The following is a 16850-nucleotide window of genomic DNA, read 5'->3' on the forward strand; positions in this document are numbered from 1 at the left end:
GGTGGTCGCTGAGAGAATCGATCCATGACCGATTCCTTCGAGGCACTGATCGAAGCCGGAAGGACAGCCGACGTGACCGGATGGGACTTCGGCTGGCTGGACGGAAGAGCCACCGAGGAGAGACCTCCGTGGGGCTACGCCCGCCTCCTGTCCGAGCGCCTCGGCGGTGCGTCCGCGTCGCTCGACATCCAGACCGGCGGCGGGGAGGTTCTCGCCGAGGCCGCGGCCTTCCCGCCCGCCGCCGTGGCGACCGAGTCCTGGCCACCGAACGTGCGTCGCGCGACGCGGCTCCTGCATCCTCGCGGCGTGGTGGTCGTCGCGGACCCCGACGAGCCGCCACTACCGTTCGGCGATGAAGCCTTCGACCTCGTCACCAGCAGGCATCCGGCGACGATCTGGTGGTCGGAGATCGCACGGGTGCTGACGCCGGGCGGAACCTACTTCGCGCAACACGTCGGGCCAGCGAGCGCGTTCGAGCTGATCGAGTTCTTCCTGGGCCCCCAGCCGGAAGCGCGCCGCGGACGCCACCCCGACGACGAGGCCGACGCCGCACGGGCTGCGGGGCTCGAGGTCATCGATCTGCGAACCGCGAGGCTTCGCATCGAGATCCACGACGTCGCCGCGGCGGTCTACCTGCTCCGCAAGGTGATCTGGTGGGTGCCCGGGTTCACGGTCGAGAACAGTCTCGACCGGCTCCGTGACCTGCACGACAGGATCCAGGCCGACGGACCGTTCGTCGCGCATTCGACCCGTCACCTGATCGAGGCCCGACGCCCGTAGCGGCGCCTCGGGGCTCGGGGCTCGGCGTCTCAGCAGTACACGGTCCCCATCGCCTCACGCACCTCGTCCAACGTCGTTTCCGCCTCCGCATTCGCACGCTCGTTCCCCCGGCGGAGAACCGAGCGCGCCAGCTCGCCGTCTGCGGCAAGACTCCGCCGGCGCTCACGCATCGGCGCCAGGAAGTCGTTCACCGCAGCGGCGGTCACGGTCTTCAGCGCGTTGCTTCCCGCGTCACCGACGTCGTCCGCGAGCTCGGCGGGCGTGACATCCAGGCATAAGGCAGCCGTCGTCAGCAGTGCGGAGACACCCGGACGCGCTTCGGGATCGAACGTGATCCGCCGTTCCTGGTCCGTCCGTGTTCGGCGGATCGCCGCGACGGTCTCCTCCGGTGTCATCGAGAGGGAGATCGCGTTGCCGTAGCTCTTCGACATCTTCCGTCCGTCCAACCCCGGCACCTCCGGTGTCGCCGTGACGAGCGCATCCGGCACAGGGAAGAGCTCGCCGTAGCGCTCGTTGAACCGTCGGGCGATCACCCGGGTCATCTCGACGTGCGGCAGGTTGTCCTTCCCGACCGGAACGAGGTTGCCCTTGCAGAAGAGGATGTCGGCCGCCTGGTGCACCGGATACGTCAGCAGCAGACCGCTCAGCGCGCGGCCGGACGCCGCGTACTCCGACTTGACCGTCGGGTTCCTGTGCAGTTCCGCCTCTGTGACGAGACTGAGGAACGGCAGCAGCAGCTGATTCAGAGCAGGGATCGAGGAGTGCGTGAAGATCGTGGTGCGCTCCGGGTCGATTCCGGCGGCGAGGTAGTCGAGCACGGCACCGTGGACGTTCTCACGGACGTTGTCCGTCGTATCGCGGTCGGTGATGACCTGGTAGTCGGCGAGCACGAGAAATGTCTCGACTCCGGCTTGTTGCAGCCGGACGCGCTCCCGTATCGTCCCGAAGTAGTGGCCCAGGTGCAGCGGTCCGGTCGGCCGCTCCCCCGTGAGCACTCGGAACCGCTCCGGGTGTCGGTCCACGGCGGCCGCGACCTCCGCCGAGCGCTGCGCCGTCGCAATGAAGGACTCCATCGGTCTTTCTCCCATCGATAGGGAGCCACACGGAGTCCTCGCGTGCTGCCACGAGCTGCCGTGCAGCCCGTGAACACACTTCAACCGGCCGCTAGTGCAGCCACCACCATGCGGAGAGGTTGAAGTTCATGGAGTCGATGCTAGCGCGCAGCCTCGCCAGCTCCACGCCTCGGCCGCATTCTCACCCGGACGGGCCCGCGATCGACCGCACCTGCGGGCCGAGCCTCGCCGACGAGCACCGCCGCCACGCCCACCGCGCAGAGGAGGAAGCCGAGGAGTGTCACGATCGTCAGCGGCTCGCCGAGAAGCACGGCACCCGCGAGTGCCGTCGTCGGCGCGATCAGGAAGAGCAGGGCGTTCAGCGCCGTGATGCCGACCCGACGCAGCAGCCACCAGTACAGGCCGTACGCCGCAAGTGTCGGGAACACGGCCGCGAATCCGGCGGCGAGCCAGAAAGAGGCGGATGACGGCGGTGCGAGCGCCTCGAAGGCCGCAGCGACCGGCACGAGCACCGCGGCAGTGACCGTCACGTGGATGGTCAAGGTGACGAGGGTGCCCGTCCGTGGTCGGGACCGACGCTGGAGGAACGTGCCGATGATGAGGCAGGCCATCGCCGTCGCAGGCCACAGAAGCGCGGCCGGATGCGCGGCGGAGCCGTCAAGCTGCGTGCGCACGATCAGGAGGACCCCGACCGCGCCGACCAGGAGTCCGGCCCACTGCGCCGCGCGCACCCTCAACCCGAGCAGTGGGCCGACGAGCACCGCGACGATGAGCGGCTGCACGGCATCGATCAGGGCGGTGGTACCGGTAGCGACACCGGAGGCGATCGCTCCGTAGACGGCGACACAATAGCCGAACTGGGCGAACAGGCCGATGAGCGCCTGACGCCGCACGTCGGCCGCGGAGAGACCCCGTGCCGCACCGGTGAACCCGACCACGGCCAGCAGGATCACAGCGAGAGGCACGAACCTCCACACCAGCAACCTCAACGGCGAGATTTCCACCGCGGCGAGCGCGGGCACGAGGAAGCCGGAGCTCCAGGTCACGACGAACGCCACGGAGGCCGCGACTGTGACACCGATGTGAAGTATACCGATCTGTTTACTCATCTGCTCGACTATACAGGTTGGTATACTCGGTGTCATGGCCGTCCCCATCCCTGAGCTCGCTCCCCTCACACCGGGTGCCACCCGCGTGCTCGACGCCGCATCAGCGCTCTTCTACGAACGCGGCATCCACGCCGTCGGAGTCGACACGATCGCGGAAGCCGCCGGCGTCACGAAGAAGACGCTCTACGACCGGTTCGGTTCGAAAGAAGTCCTGGTCGTCTCCTACCTGCAACACCGCGATGCGCGCTGGCGCGCCCACGTCGCCGAGCACCTCGCTCGCGTCCCGGATCCGGGCGCGGAGCGCATCCTGGCCATCTTCGACGCCGCGATCTCCTGGTCGGATGCCAACAGCCCGAAGGGGTGCAGCGCGATCAACGCGCGCGCAGAGATCGGCGACGGCCACGACGGCCACCCCGTCTTCCCCGAGGTCGCTCGGCAGAAGAGCTGGTTGCTCGAACTCTTCGCCGAACTGTGCCAGGAAGCGGGCGTCTCGAACCCGGAGAAGATGTCGCAGGCCATGATGCTGCTCTACGAGGGGGCGATCGTCACGGTCGGCATGGAGACCTTCGACCGACCATGGGACTCGGCCCGCAGCCTCGCCCGGATGATGCTGGAGCAGGACCGGGCGCACTGACCGGCCCGCGCATCTCCCGGCGCGCGCTCCGCCCGCGCACCGGAGCGCGGGAGTACCGTGTCAGCGTGTCGACGGATTCGCGAAGTGAGCGGGCAGCCGGATCCGCCGCCGCGCTCGATGCCGCGATCGGTGACATCGATTGGACGATTCCGCCCGCCGGCTCGGTGAGGTCGTGGTTCTCGGCGCCGAGTGGTGAGCTGGCCGTCGTGTCGCTCGGTGATCCGACGCATCCTCGTGCGGTCCTGGTGCCGGGTGCGACGGGATCCAAAGAGGATTTCGCGCTGATGCTGCCGCTTCTGGCACAGGCCGGATACTTCGTGCAGTCCTTCGACCTCGCCGGCCAGTACGAATCGCATGCCGCCGGCGCGGACCGGGCCTACACGTACGACCTGTTCATCGACGACCTCGTCGCGTTCCTCGAGGCAGGTGCCCCGGCCCATCTGCTGGGCTATTCGTTCGCGGGCACGATCGCGCAGTCCGTGGCGATCCGCCGTCCTGAGCTCGTCCTCTCGCTCGCCCTTCTCACGACTCCCCCGGGCGCCGGCAACGTCTTCGCCACCATGAAGTGGTTGGGTCCGATCGCCCCGATCGCGAGCCCGCGGCGCGGTGCCGGCCTGATGATCTGGGGCATCGTGACGAACAAGAACCGGGTGCCGCCCATGCGGCTCGAGTTCGTGCGATCCCGGTTCGCCCTCACACGGAGGCGCAGCGTCGACGAGATCATCGGGCTGATGATGGCGACGCCCGACCTGCGCAGCAGCGTGCGCGCACTCCCGGTGCCCAAACTCGTGGTCGCCGGCGCGCACGACCTGTGGCCGCTGGCCGCCCACCAGAGGTTCGCCCGCGAAATCGATGCCGATTTCCGTGCTTATGCGACAGGGCACAGCCCGAGCGAGACCACGCCACACCAGCTGACGGCGGATCTGCTCGACCTGTACGCTCGCGCCCGCGGCTGACTCACCGGCCGCGCGCCGACGCCTCCGCCCGCCGCCGGGCCTGCCGTCGCCGATACAGCGCCTCCTGCGGCAGATGCAGCCGCACGGTCGGAAGCACGTAGCTCAGCCGACGTCGAAGCGAAGCCCAGTCCTGGAACGGCCGTGCCGAGACCTCGACGACGAGACGACGGTCACGCAGCACGGTCATCCCGGGTCGGATGTGGAACGACAGGTCGAAGTCGTCGTGGATGTTCTGCGGCTCGCGGTGCACCTCACCGCTCAGGATCCGCCAGGTCTCGGCCCGCATGGCCATGTTTGAGCCGAAGAGGGGCGCGTGTCCGAGCAGCGGAGTGAGGGCGGCGTACATGCCACCGATGTAGAGGCGTTCTCCCACCCAGTGCACGAGCGGCGTCGAGCCGTAGAAGCGCGGGTCGCCTGTGACGAAGTCGAGGTCGTCGCGTTCGCGGAACGTCCGCTCGATCCGCTCGATCCAGTCCGGTCCGGGGCGGGAATCAGCGTCCAGGCGCGCGATGATGTCGCACGACGCCGCGTCATAGCCGGCCGACGAGGCGCGAGGGATCCCCTGCACGGGTTCCGACACGACGCGCGCTCCGTGCCGTTCGGCGACCGCAACGGTGTCATCCGTACTGCCGTTGTCGACGACGATGACTTCATCGGCTCTGCGCGTCTGCCGCTCCAGGGCGCGGAGACACTCTTCCAGGAGGAGGGCGTCGTTGCGCACCGGGATGACGACGGAGACGGAACGAGGGAACACGGTCGTCATCGCTCTCCTGTTCTGCACGTCTCAGCACTCAGTGACAGTCTCCCCTCCTTCCCCCGCAGGTACGGGGATTGAGAGAGGATGGACGGATGATCCGTCCCGTGCTGTCCGACGCGCGCCGGAGGATCCTCGCGGCCGCTGCGAGCGTCGCCCTCCTGGCGGGCACCATCGCTGTGATGTATCGAAGGATCATGTATCCGCCGGTCCCCCGCCTCAGAGAAGACCGGATCCGAGTCGCCGCCGTCGGCGACAGCAACACGTACGGCGCGGGCGTGCTGTTCCGAGGCCGGGCGCGGCGCGCGTACCCCGGCCGCCTCCAGCAGATCCTCGGCGACCGATATCAGGTGCTCAACTACGGCGTGAACCGGCGCACCCTGCAACGCGACGGCGACTGGCCATACGACGAGAGTCCGCACGCCGCAGCATCGCTCGAGTCCCAGCCCGACATCGTGCTCATCATGCTCGGCTCGAACGACGCGCGTGGCGACAACTGGAATCCGGACCGATACGCGTCGGAGCTGGCCGACTTCGCCGAACGCTACCGCGCACGGGGAGCGACCGTGTTCCTCCTGACGCCGCCCGTCGCCTTCGAGAACCGCCGCGGCGTCGATGAGCGGATCATCACGAGCGAGGTCGCCCCGCTGGTGCGACGCGTGGCGAGCGACCTCCGCATCGACCTGATCGACGTCTTCGAGGTCACCGCCCGGACCGTGACGAGCCACCGCGACGGCATCCACCTCGGCGCCCGCTCCAGCGCGCTCGTCGCTGCCACGGTCGCCGGCGCGATCCGGCTCAGCCGCAGAACGCCGACGCCGACTCCTTGAGCTGCTCGACCGCTTCGATGGCCTCGGGTGCCCGCAGATCGGTCATCCCGCTGATCTTCTCGGCACCGGAGCGGATGGCATCGCCCAGCGCCCCGTCGACACCGTCCGCGAGCCCGTCGAGCGACGCGACCAGTTGATCCCGCGCCGCATCCGCCTGCTCCGCCGACACCTCGCCCTGCTCGAGCAGCGCCTGGTACTGACCGTAGGCATCGTCGATCGTCGCGCACGTCGCCTGCACGTCGACGCCGAGAGCATCACCGGCCAGCTGCGTGACCTGCGAGCATCCGGCGACGAGGAATCCGGCAGCGAGCACGAGGGGCAGAACGAGGAGACGGCGCATGTCACCGAGGGTAGCCGGGGATGCTGGGGTGGGCATGGGAGCAGGGTTCCGGCAGTCGGGGGGGGGGGGGGGGGGGGGGGGGGNCGAGGAGACGGCGCATGTCACCGAGGGTAGCCGGGGATGCTGGGGTGGGCATGGGAGCAGGGTTCCGGCAGTCGGCGGATGCGGGGCGATGGGCACCCCGCATCCGCCGACGCGACTACCCGGCCGTCACGGTGAAGCGGACCGTCGTCGCGTTGCCCGCGACGTCGTACACGACCAGCGTGTTCGCGCCGGCGACGGCTCCGAAGGCACCGGGCTTCACGGCGTTGAGATCGGACCACGCGTTGTCCGTCAGATCCTTCGCCACCCCGTTGAGGGTCAGGCGATCCACCTTCCCGGCATCGTGGAGCTTGAACGACACCAGACTGTACGTGCCGTTCGCACCGACCGTGAAGGAGCCGCCCGTTTTGACCGTAACCGTGGGAGCCGTCGCATCGAGGGTGAAGCGGACGGTCGTCGCGTTGCCCGCGACATCGTACACGACCAGCGTGTTCGCGCCTTCCACCGCGCCGAAGGCGCCGGGCACCACCGCGTTCAGATCGGACCAGGCGTTGTTCGTCAGATCCTTCTCGACGCCGTTGAGCGTCAACCGGTCGACCTTTCCGTCATCGTGGAGCGTGAACGACACCTTGCTGTAGACGCCGTCCCTCCCCACGGTGAACGTCGCGCCGCTCTTCACGGTCGCCGTGGGCGCGGTGGTGTCCGTCGCCGCCATGGTGACCGACAGATCACGGAGGCGTCCGAAGTTGTCGAATGAGCCGAAGCCCACACGCCCCTCGGTGAACGTCTTGTCGTTCGCCGTCATCAGCGGTGTGTCGATCCCGTCCACGAAGACGGCGATGTCACCGCTGTCCGCGCATCGGAGCAGCCGCACCTCGTGCCACTCCTCGTCGGTGACAGCCGGTGGCGCTCCGACCGTTCCATCCCACTGGTCGTCGATCCGCTCGCGGTCGGCACCATTGACCTTGAAGATGCCGTTGTGGGCATAGATGGAGTTGTCCTGCGAGAGGTGCGCGTAGTAGTACTCCGTGTCGGACTTCCACCCGAAGACGATGATCACATCGCGGTTGTTGACCGACGCCTTCTCGTCGAGGCGCACCTGGCCGGTGAGATCGAACGAACCGAGCTCCGGGCCCTCGGTGAGCACGGCGTACTCGAACGGACGGCGGATCCCGTCGTTCGGGTTCGTCCCCGCTTCCGTGAGGATGACCTGGTCACCGGGGAAGTCCCACTTGGCAGGGGTCTTCGGCTCCCAGTCATCCTGCGACATCACATCGGTGATGACGGTGCCGTCCGGCGTGCAGGTCGGCGGCGTCGGAGGCTCGACCTCCGGCACGTCGTACAGCGCATACTGCGCGGCCACCTGCTCGGCCGTGGGCACCGTGTCGAGCAGCATGATGTCGTCCATCCGTCCGTTGAACGGATTGGCCTCTCTGGTGTTCTGCGGGAAGCTCCCGCCGATCTTGATGCCCGCAGGCGCGGTGTCGGACGTCGAGCCCTCACCCCACGGATTGGCTGCGGTGTACTTCCCCGCGAGCTCCTCGCCGTTCATGAAGAGCTTCATCTCGCCCTTCCCGAAGTCGAAGGTCGCCGCCAGGTGCACCCAGTGCCCCTTCTTGAGGATCTCGTTCCAGGGCAGATCGGCCGCGAACGTCCACGAGCCGGCACCGTCGACGCGTCGCCCGAGCGCGACGAGCTTGAGCTCGCCCCCGACCGTGATGACCTCGAGCAACGCGCGCACCGCGTGTCCGTCCGACGTTCCGGTCAACACCCCCGCGAGACCGATCGCGTTGTACACGTCGTCCGGATTCGTCGTGCCCGAGTTCAGCGCCGGGTGATCGCCGGTGGGCTTGAACCAGCCCATGACGGACGCCTTGTCCGTGCCGGCGAACCTGTCCAGCGACTCGACACCGTCGGCGTCGTAGATGCCCGCCTTCCAGTCGTCGTTCGACGCCGTCCGCGGACTCATCTGCTGCGTCTGCAGCGCCTCGCCCGCGCCCGGATAGGCACGATCGGCGACCCGCATCTCGATTCCGCCGTTGATCAGGGAGATGTCGGTACCGGAGCGACCCTGATCGGTCTCGATGGTCGGCTTCGCCGCATCGGGGTGATCGAAGTCGTAGTGCGTGACGAGGTTCGGAGCGAGCGCCGGGAGCACGAACGGTGACGAGGGCTCGTCGACGGTCCGCGCACCGGTGACCTTCCAGATCTTCCCGTTCGCCTTCGACACGAGGTAGAGCTCGCCGTCGGCGTCGGAGCCGAATCGCAGATCGACGCGCTTGTCGCCGACCAGGTCCTGGAACGTCGTCTCCTCGCCGTCTGCGAACACCCGCAGCTCCTCGATCGTGGCGAGGTCACCGATGTCGCCGTCGTTGCGGATCATCTCCTCCGCATCGGTGGAGAGCACCCACCCGCGCACCAGATCGGTGAAGAGGTAGCGCCCCTGCAGCTCCGCGATCTCGCCGCGGTAGACGAATCCGCCGTTCACGGCCACTCCCGCGTCGCCGGTCTGACCGGGATCGCGATTGTGATCGTAGGCCGCGACGGGATAGGTGAAGCCGTTCTCCGCATCGTCCTCCGGAAGCGGGAAGATCTGCCGGTTGTCGGCCACGAAGGATCCCTCGCGAACAGACCAACCGAAGTTGTCCCCGGGTTCGACCGCGTAGATCGACTCGACCTGCCATTCGCCGATGTGGGCGAGGTACATCGTGTGGTCGCCCTCGGGGTCCCAGCTGATGCGGTGGGGGTCCCGCATGCCGACGGCGAAGATCTCCGGAAGGGCATCTGACTCGTCGACGAACGGGTTGTCCGTCGGCACACCGTATTCGCCGTTCGCGCTGTCGTCGCCGGTCGGGTCCACCCGGAGGATCTTGCCCTGCGGTGTGGCGAGGTCTTGCGGATTGCCGTTGCCGACCCCGTTGCCGCCGTCGCCCACGAGCACGTACAGGTTGCCGTAGTCGGCGTCACCGGCCGAGACGGTCGGGTTGAAGGCGATCTGCTGCACGGTGTGGACACGACCGGCGAACGGGATCCTCATCACCTCGCGGTGTGTGCCCGCGAAGGTCTCCGCAGACGGGTCGTCGGCCTTCCACTCGGTGATCACGCTGTGGAAGGCGGTGTTCCCGAAGGCGGGGAAGTCGGGAGTGTCCTCCGTGAGAGCCGATCCGCCCTCGGTGTGCACCGTGTAGAAGAGCCCGTTCTCGGCGAAGTCGGGGTGGAACTCCGCCGACCCCAGACCGGTGCCGAGGCCTGCGCTGTTGTGGAAATTGTCGATGAACTCGTCGCGGACGTTGAGGTAGGGAACGTACTCGCCCGACTCCTTGTCGACCAGGTACAGGATGTCGTTGTTGTCCGGCACCATCAGCCGACCGGAGCCGTCGGGCACCTCGTCGAGGTGCGTGATCCGGTTGTGGCGCACGAGGCGCTGGTCCTGCGTGGCCGGGGTCGTGTGCGACTCCGGCAGCTGCGCCAGCTCGGTCACCTCGATTCCGAGGTCGGCGAGCGCGGGATCGGGGAGCGGGTTGAGCAGGGGTTCGGTCGCGGTGCCTCCGGGTGCGCAGTCACCCGGGTTCCCGGTGGCGATCGCGAGGTTCTCCCCCGTGGTGTCGACAGCCACGTCGTCGAGCAGCAGTCGTCCTGTGCTCGATGCGCCGTTCTTCCAGAAGAATCGATCGAGTGCGCCGTTCACCGCCTGACGGAAGCCGAACTGCTGCTCGGTGCCCTCGGGCAGGCGGGTCCTCTCTTCGTACGCACCGCCCTGGCTGTAGACGGTGACCTTGTCGGCCGCATTGTCGGCGACGATCCAGACGCACTGCCAGGCGTCACGAGACCAGACACCGGCGGGCTTGAACGCTCCGCCGTCACGCACGCGAAGGATGTCGTCGTTCTGATTGTTCACGTAGGCCCGGCTGTGCACGTAGTCGTTCGGCGCGTCCACATCGGTGAGGCCGAACGAGGTGTCCACGCTCCCGGTGCGCAGGAACCGGAAGAACAACGTGCCGGTCTCTCCCTGTGCGATCGCGGGGATCTCCCGGTACGACTGCTGCCCTCCGCCGACGGATTCGACGACCTGGTTGTTGCCGTTCAACGGGTCGGCGACCACACGCGGGGCCGTCGAGGCCACCCACCCGTCCTGCCCGTTCAACGCGACCCGTTCATATGCCTCGAAGTCGATCAGCTCGGTGAAGGGTTCCGCGGCGGCCGCAGGAACCGCCGTCAACAGGGCTCCGGCCACGGTCGCCGCGGCCACCACGGCTGCAGACCTTCGAAGTCTTAGGGAGCGCGGAGGCGCATCCGCTCGGGTCTCGCGGTTCGCCGGTCGCAGGGTTCGTTCGTGCATCACAGACCTCTCAACGTCATCGTCGTGCGGTGTCGTGCCGATAAGTGCCGTGCGTCTCCTCCGGGGCGGCACTGCAGCGGAGGAGCAGGAACGAAGGGCCTCAGCCCGCGTCGGTGACCGAGGGCTTGCCGCCCAGGTACAGAGCGGCGAGTGTCGGATCTGCGAGAAGCTCGGAAGCCGGACCGGAGATGTGCACGCGACCGAGATCGAGGACACAACCGATGTCCGCGGTCTCAAGCGCCCTCCGCGCGTTCTGCTCGACGAGCAGAACGGCGGTGCCGGCATCGCGCATCCGCACGATCTGCTCGAACACCTTCTCCGTGGTCTTGGGATCGAGTCCCATCGACGGCTCGTCGAGCAGCACCACCTTGGGGCTGACCATGAGCGAGCGTGCGAACTCGACCTGCTTCTGCTGACCGCCGGAGAGGAGACCCGCGAGCTGCTTCCACCGTTCCCCGACAATCGGGAACAGGTTCTGGACGAACTCGATGCGCTCCTGGATGACCGTCTGGTCCTTCAGCGTGAACGCACCGAGCATCACGTTCTCGCCGACCGTCATCTCACGGAACACACTGTGCCCCTGGAGGACGTGTGCAAGCCCGTGACGCAGCATCGACTGCGGTCCTTCACCGGTGATGTCGCGGTCATCGACGCGGATGCTTCCGGACCGCGGCTTGAGCATGCCGCTGGCCACCTTGAGCACCGTCGACTTGCCTGCTCCGTTCGGACCGACCAGACAGACCACCGACCCGGGCGGCACCTCGACCGTGAGACCGCGGAGCACGAGGGCCGCACGACCGTATCCGGCCTCGATGTCGCGCAGCTCGAGCAGATTCTTCGCTTCAGACTCCAAGGTAGGCCTCCAGGACTCGGGGGTCTTGCTGGATGATCTCCGGGGTTCCCTCGGCGATCTGGCGGCCGCGGTCGAAGACCACGACGTGGTCGCACAGGCTCATGACCATCTCCATGTTGTGCTCGACGATGATGAACGTCTTGCCTTCTTCGTTGAGCTCGCGCACGAGCGTGGCGATGCGGCCGATGTGCGCGGGGTTCACCCCTCCGGCGGGTTCGTCGAGCATGATCGTGTCGGGCTCGCCCATGAGCACACCTGCCAGCTCCAGGAGCTTCTGCTGTCCGTAGCTGAGGTTTCGCGCCTCGGCGTGCTCGAGGTGGTCGATTCCGACGCGTCGAAGCCAGTTGCGCGCCCGCTCGAGCTCCTCCGGATCGTGCGCCGAACGGAGCTGCTGACGGATGTTCGTGCTGCGCACCGCGACGAGCAGGTTCTCCATCACCGTCATGCGCGGGAACACCCGGCACAGCTGGAAGCTGCGCCCGATGCCGGCGCGCGCGATGCGGTCGGGCGACTTGCGCGTGATCGCCTGCCCTCGGTAGCGCACCTCTCCGGAGTCGGGTTTGATCATCCCGGTCACGCAGTTGAAGAAGGTGGTCTTGCCCGAGCCGTTCGGCCCGATCAGACCATTGACCTTGCCTTCCTGGAAAGTGACCGTGGCGCCGTCGACCGCGGTGACGCCGCCGAACGACTTCGTCATCGAGACCGTGCTCAGGCTTTCGAGTGTGGTCATGGGCTGTGCCGTGGGGGCGTTCATGACGACGTCTCCTTCGTCGAAGCGTCCGCTGTTCGCGTCTTGTTCTGCTCGAGCAGCTCGCCGGCGGTGACCTCACGGATCGAGGCCGCGTTCGACGAGCGGGTGAAGAGCCCCTTCACGGCCGGGATGATGCCGTCCGGCATGAAGAGCACGACGATGCCGAGCAGGATGCCGGTGGCGATGAGGTGGAACTGCGTGTCTCCGAACTCGAGCTTGAAGTACTCGAGGGCGACCCCGACCACGACGGCGCCGAGCAGCGGGCCGAAGAGGTTCCGCACCCCGCCGAGCAGCGCCATGAGCACCATGTAGGAGCCGATGAGGATCGAGAACTGGAAGATCGGATCCAGGTCGCCGAACCACAGCGCGTACAGACCACCTCCGAGCGCCACGAAGAGCGCGGACAGGACGTAGGCGATCAGCTTGTACCGCGTGGTCGGAACACCGAGCGACTGCGCCTTGTCCTCGTCCTCGCGGACCGACTTGAGCGCCGTGCCGAACTTGGACCGATCGATGATCCACCACACCACCAGCGCGAACGCCAGGAGTCCCGCGAACAGGTAGTAGAAGATGCGGTGGTGCTCCGGCCGCAGAACGTCGAACGGACGCGGGACGTTCAGGCCCTCGGATCCACCGGTCACGTCGCGCCAGCTCTGGAACACCAGCAGCATGATCAGCACGAAGGCGATCGAGACGATCACGAAGGAGGCGCCGCGGACGCGAAGGGCGGCGATGCCGATCGGGATCGCGATGATCGCCACGATCACGGCTGCCACGATCCAGGCGAGGAATCCGGGAAGGTCGAGGAACTTGATCAGCAGACCGGTGCCGTAGGCGCCGAGCCCGAAGTACGCGGCGTGTCCGAGGGAGATGTATCCCGTGAACCCGCCCATGAAGTTCCACCCCGTCGACAGCACGGCGTAGTTGAGGATCACCACGCCCGCCGAGAGGATGTACGGGTTCGGGGCGATCGTGGGGAAAGAGAGGACGAGCGCGGCTCCGACGACGAGGAGGACGAGTTTCACCCACGTCGTCGACCTTCTCCGCACGGGAGCGGGTGGCGCGATCACGACCGTCTCGGTGGCGATCGGCTCTCTGCTAGAAACGCTGGGCAAGACGACCTCCGAAGAAACCTTGCGGGCGGAACATGAGCGTGGCGAAGAGCGCGACGTAGAAGACCGTCTGCGCCCAGGTCGGCCCCAGCGGAAGCTGGAGCAGGCTCTGCGCGACGCCGAGGATGAGCGCCGCGATCGCGGCACCGGGGATGCTGCCGAGCCCTCCGACGACGATGATCGCCATGAGCGGTCCGATCCAGTGCCAGTGGAGCGAGGGGTAGATCGTGGCGTCGAGTGAGAGCGCGGTTCCGCCGATCGCCGCCGTCGCCAGTCCGAGACCGAACCCGTAGCCGGCGACACGATCGGTGTTGATGCCGACCAGCCGTGCGGCTTCCGGATGCTGGATGGTCGCCCGCAGCGCCTGACCGAACTTCGTGTACTTGAGCAGCACGAAGAGGAGAGCGAGGGCCACGGCCGCCAGACCGAAGGCGATGAGCTTGACCACCGGCACCTGCGCGCCGAACACCTCGAGGCTGGCGCTGGCGTACGGCAGCGGGATGCGCCGCTGGGTACCGGTGAAGAAGAACCCGAGCGCTCCCTCGATGATCAGCGCCACCGCGAACGTGAGCAGCACCGACATCATGGTCAGCGTCAAGGGCTTGAGCCTCGACACCAGCAGCCGCTGCATCACGACACCGGTCACGAAGAACAGGGGCACCGTGACGACGAGCGACACGAGCGGATCGATCCCGGTCTCCCTGTTGAACCACCACGCGAGGTAGGCGGCCAGGATGAGGAAGGCCGAGTGCGCGATCATGACCACGCGCATGATCCCGAAGTACAGCGTGAGCCCGGCCGCCAGGAGGGCGTAGAGCCCTCCCAGCAGGACACCGAGGATCAGGCTTTGCAGCAGCAGTGCTCCACTCACGATGTGCGGATCACCACGTCGGCTTCGGGTAGAGGAACTCGGCTTCCTTGACGTCCTCGGGGAGGACGATCAGGATCTCGCCGTCGATCCACTGCTGGATCAGGTGCGCACCCGTGGGCTTGCCGGTCTCATCCCAGCTGAGTTCTCCGACGACCGTGTCGACGGAGTTGTCCCGCAGCCAATCGATGAGCTCCTGCTGGCAGTCCCCCTGCTCGGCGCAGCCGACGGCCTCGACCGCAGCCGCGACGACCTGACCGGTCGTGTAGGCATTGGCTTCGTCCTCGGACGGCGGGTTGCCGTGCATCTCGGTGTACTTCTCGACGAACTCGATGTTGCTGGGGAACTGGGACTTCGGCGAGTACCCCGTGGGGGCGAGGATGCCTTCGGTCGCACCACCGATCGCGGCGGCGAACTCCGGATTCGTCGGAGCGGTCGAGAACGCCGCGAGCTCCGGCTGATAGTTCAGCTGCTGCAGCGCGATGATGAGGTTGACGGCATCCTGATACTGCGTGCCGCCGATCACGATGTCGGCATCCGACTGCGCGATCTTCGCGGCGATCGTGGAGAAGTCCGTGGTGTTCGGCGGGTAGACCTCGTTCACGAGGATCTCGACGCCGGCCTCTTCGAGCTTGTCCCGGAGTCCGTAGGCGGTGCCCTGGGCGAAGGGGTCGTCCATCGCCGCGACCGCGGCCGTCTCCGGCCTCTGGTCCTCAGGAAGGGCCAGCAGATAGTCCGCGAGGTTGTTGTAGTGGTCGTTCGCGATGGCCGGTGCCGCGTAGAAGAGATTGTCGAAACCCTGCTCGAAGACCTCCTCGGCAGCGCCGGCCGGCTCGACGAACAACATCCCGTACTCCTGCGCGACGCGCGCCGAGGGCACGACCAGTCGCGTCGAGAACGGACCGAACACCAGGTCGACGCCGTCCTGGGCGATCAGCGACTCGTAGTCCGAGACCACCCGGTCGGCATTGGACTGATCGTCGAGGATCTTCAACTCGACCTGACGGCCCAGGAGACCCCCGCTCTCGTTCACGATGTCGCGCCAGGCCTCGTAGCCTCGCTCGACACCCTTGCCCGGTTCGGAGAAGTCGCCGGTGAGCGGCAGCGAGATGCCGATGACGATGGGATCGTCCGAGCCACCTCCCTCCGCCTCATCGCCGGGGGCCGAGCAGGCCGAAACCGTGAGCGCGGCGATCGACAGCGTCCCGATCGCCGCAGCGATCCGTCGACCGTGTCTGGGTGCAGTCATCCGAGTCTCCTACGTCATCGTAGCGAAAGCGCTTTCGTAAGCGCTTCCGCCACTATAGTGGGATCGAAGAACGAAGAGCAACCTACCTCGCAATCAGCGTTGATCTTGCTCCACAGGGGGAGGTTTCGTGAAGCGTGAAGGCGCGCCACGACTCATTGATGTGGCCGAAGCCGCAGGGGTCTCCCTCGCGAGTGCGTCGCGGGCGATGACGGGCGGACCGGGGATATCGCCCGAGGTCGCCGAACACGTGAGAACGATCGCCAATCGGCTCGGCTACGAACCGAACATGCACGCGCGAGGACTCGCCGGCGGCCTCGTCCCGACGATCGGCCTCGTCGTGCACGAGATCGGCGACCCCTACTTCTCGGACATCGCGAGCGGTGTGATCCGCAGCGCGACGCTCGAGAACCGCTCCGTGCAGATCGCACAAGCCGACCGCACGCCCGACAGCGAGCTCGCTCAGGTCAAATCCCTGCTGCGCCAGCGCGTGGGATCCATCATCATCGCCGGCTCCGGCTACGCCGACCACCGCCGCGAGCTGGGCATGTCCGAAGCCCTGTTGGACTTCACGCTCGCCGGTGGCCGCGCCGCCGTCATCGGTCGACACCACCTTCCGGTCGACGCCGTGCTCCCCGACAACCACCGCGCCGGTATCTCCGTCGGCCGTCACCTCGCCGAGCTGGGACACCGCCGCATCGGCGTCGTCGCCGGGCCCCTGGACCTCAACACGGTCGCCGACCGCATCGCGGGTCTGCGCGAAGGCACCGCCGACACCGACGTCGAACTCACCGTGGTCTCGCAGGAGTTCACCCGGGAGGGCGGCATCGCGGGGGCCAGAGACCTGCTCGATCGGGACGTGACGGCCATCGTGGGCCTCAACGACGCCATGGCCATCGGCATTCTCAGCGAACTGCGCCAGCACGGCATCCGCGTGCCGGAAGAGATGTCGGTGGTCGGCTTCGACGACATCGCCGTCGCACCGGATGTCGCCCCCGCGCTCACCACCGCGCGGATCCCGATGTTCGAGATGGGGCAGCATGCGGTCTCGCTCATCCTTCGCCCGGCGAGCGATGAGGCCCGTACGATCACGACCGCGCACGAGCTCATCATCCGTCAGTCCTCCGGCCCGCCCCGGAGCTGACCCCCGCTCCGCCCCACTC

At 67.4% G+C, this 16850-nt stretch carries 15 protein-coding genes; 5 read left to right on the forward strand and 10 right to left on the reverse strand.

The annotated features are described in order from the left end of the window. Positions 1 to 24: 24 nt before the first annotated feature. Positions 25 to 780: a methyltransferase domain-containing protein gene (locus tag ACLF6J_RS14535; protein WP_047524441.1), complete on the forward strand. Its 756-nt coding sequence runs from the start codon at positions 25 to 27 to the stop codon at positions 778 to 780. A gap of 29 nt (positions 781 to 809) precedes the next feature. Here ACLF6J_RS14535 and trpS read toward each other — a convergent pair whose 3' ends face one another. After that, on the reverse strand, positions 810 to 1853 hold the full coding sequence (gene trpS, locus ACLF6J_RS14540; protein WP_134352173.1) for a tryptophan--tRNA ligase: 1044 nt from the start codon (positions 1851 to 1853) through the stop codon (positions 810 to 812). A 140-nt stretch (positions 1854 to 1993) separates the two neighbouring features. Beyond that, positions 1994 to 2962, reverse strand: a complete 969-nt coding sequence (locus ACLF6J_RS14545; protein WP_134352174.1) for a DMT family transporter — start codon at positions 2960 to 2962, stop codon at positions 1994 to 1996. Between the two features lie 34 nt (positions 2963 to 2996). Between ACLF6J_RS14545 and ACLF6J_RS14550 the strand changes: the two genes are divergently transcribed. Both ACLF6J_RS14550 and ACLF6J_RS14555 read left to right on the forward strand, forming a co-directional pair. Continuing rightward, the gene (locus ACLF6J_RS14550; protein WP_134352175.1) at positions 2997 to 3596 is read left to right on the forward strand and encodes a TetR/AcrR family transcriptional regulator; all 600 of its coding nucleotides are present in this window, start codon (positions 2997 to 2999) and stop codon (positions 3594 to 3596) included. Between the two features lie 65 nt (positions 3597 to 3661). After that, a complete protein-coding gene (locus ACLF6J_RS14555) occupies positions 3662 to 4552 on the forward strand; it encodes an alpha/beta fold hydrolase (RefSeq protein ID WP_244093506.1) in 891 nt (296 codons plus the stop codon). 1 nt (position 4553) lies between these two features. Here the strand turns inward: ACLF6J_RS14555 and ACLF6J_RS14560 are convergent, their stop codons facing one another. Next, positions 4554 to 5315, reverse strand: a complete 762-nt coding sequence (locus ACLF6J_RS14560; protein ID WP_134352177.1) for a glycosyltransferase family 2 protein — start codon at positions 5313 to 5315, stop codon at positions 4554 to 4556. A gap of 86 nt (positions 5316 to 5401) precedes the next feature. Here ACLF6J_RS14560 and ACLF6J_RS14565 point away from each other — a divergent pair, with 86 nt between their 5' ends. Next, complete coding sequence (locus ACLF6J_RS14565) at positions 5402 to 6136, forward strand: GDSL-type esterase/lipase family protein (protein ID WP_134352178.1); 735 nt, start codon at positions 5402 to 5404, stop codon at positions 6134 to 6136. On the opposite strand, the gene ACLF6J_RS14570 is transcribed toward ACLF6J_RS14565, so the two are convergent. The 7 genes from ACLF6J_RS14570 to ACLF6J_RS14600 all read right to left on the reverse strand — a co-directional run bounded on the left by ACLF6J_RS14570 (position 6105) and on the right by ACLF6J_RS14600 (position 15690). Continuing rightward, positions 6105 to 6476: a hypothetical protein gene (locus ACLF6J_RS14570; RefSeq protein ID WP_134352179.1), complete on the reverse strand. Its 372-nt coding sequence runs from the start codon at positions 6474 to 6476 to the stop codon at positions 6105 to 6107. The genes ACLF6J_RS14565 and ACLF6J_RS14570 overlap by 32 nt on opposite strands. A 199-nt stretch (positions 6477 to 6675) precedes the next feature. Beyond that, positions 6676 to 10857 carry a PQQ-dependent sugar dehydrogenase gene (locus ACLF6J_RS14575; RefSeq protein ID WP_244093510.1) on the reverse strand — a complete coding sequence of 1394 codons (4182 nt, stop codon included), beginning with the start codon at positions 10855 to 10857 and terminating at the stop codon, positions 6676 to 6678. A gap of 100 nt (positions 10858 to 10957) precedes the next feature. Continuing rightward, a complete protein-coding gene (locus ACLF6J_RS14580) occupies positions 10958 to 11710 on the reverse strand; it encodes an ABC transporter ATP-binding protein (protein ID WP_131492300.1) in 753 nt (250 codons plus the stop codon). Beyond that, complete coding sequence (locus ACLF6J_RS14585; RefSeq protein WP_208526477.1) at positions 11700 to 12464, reverse strand: ABC transporter ATP-binding protein; 765 nt, start codon at positions 12462 to 12464, stop codon at positions 11700 to 11702. The genes ACLF6J_RS14580 and ACLF6J_RS14585 overlap by 11 nt, the downstream gene beginning before the upstream one ends. Then, entirely contained in the window at positions 12461 to 13576 is a 1116-nt protein-coding gene (locus ACLF6J_RS14590; protein WP_244093512.1) for a branched-chain amino acid ABC transporter permease, read from the reverse strand. Before ACLF6J_RS14590 ends, ACLF6J_RS14585 begins: the two co-directional genes overlap by 4 nt. Continuing rightward, the gene (locus tag ACLF6J_RS14595) at positions 13560 to 14444 is read right to left on the reverse strand and encodes a branched-chain amino acid ABC transporter permease (protein WP_047524433.1); all 885 of its coding nucleotides are present in this window, start codon (positions 14442 to 14444) and stop codon (positions 13560 to 13562) included. The genes ACLF6J_RS14590 and ACLF6J_RS14595 overlap by 17 nt, the downstream gene beginning before the upstream one ends. A gap of 10 nt (positions 14445 to 14454) precedes the next feature. Continuing rightward, positions 14455 to 15690: an amino acid ABC transporter substrate-binding protein gene (locus tag ACLF6J_RS14600; protein WP_197055682.1), complete on the reverse strand. Its 1236-nt coding sequence runs from the start codon at positions 15688 to 15690 to the stop codon at positions 14455 to 14457. Between the two features lie 127 nt (positions 15691 to 15817). Between ACLF6J_RS14600 and ACLF6J_RS14605 the strand changes: the two genes are divergently transcribed. Continuing rightward, positions 15818 to 16831, forward strand: coding sequence for a LacI family DNA-binding transcriptional regulator (locus ACLF6J_RS14605; RefSeq protein WP_134352180.1), 1014 nt, complete (start codon positions 15818 to 15820; stop codon positions 16829 to 16831). Positions 16832 to 16850: the final 19 nt, after the last annotated feature.

The organism is Microbacterium sp. IO18, assembly GCF_049099505.1.
Taxonomy (GTDB): domain Bacteria; phylum Actinomycetota; class Actinomycetes; order Actinomycetales; family Microbacteriaceae; genus Microbacterium; species Microbacterium aurugineum.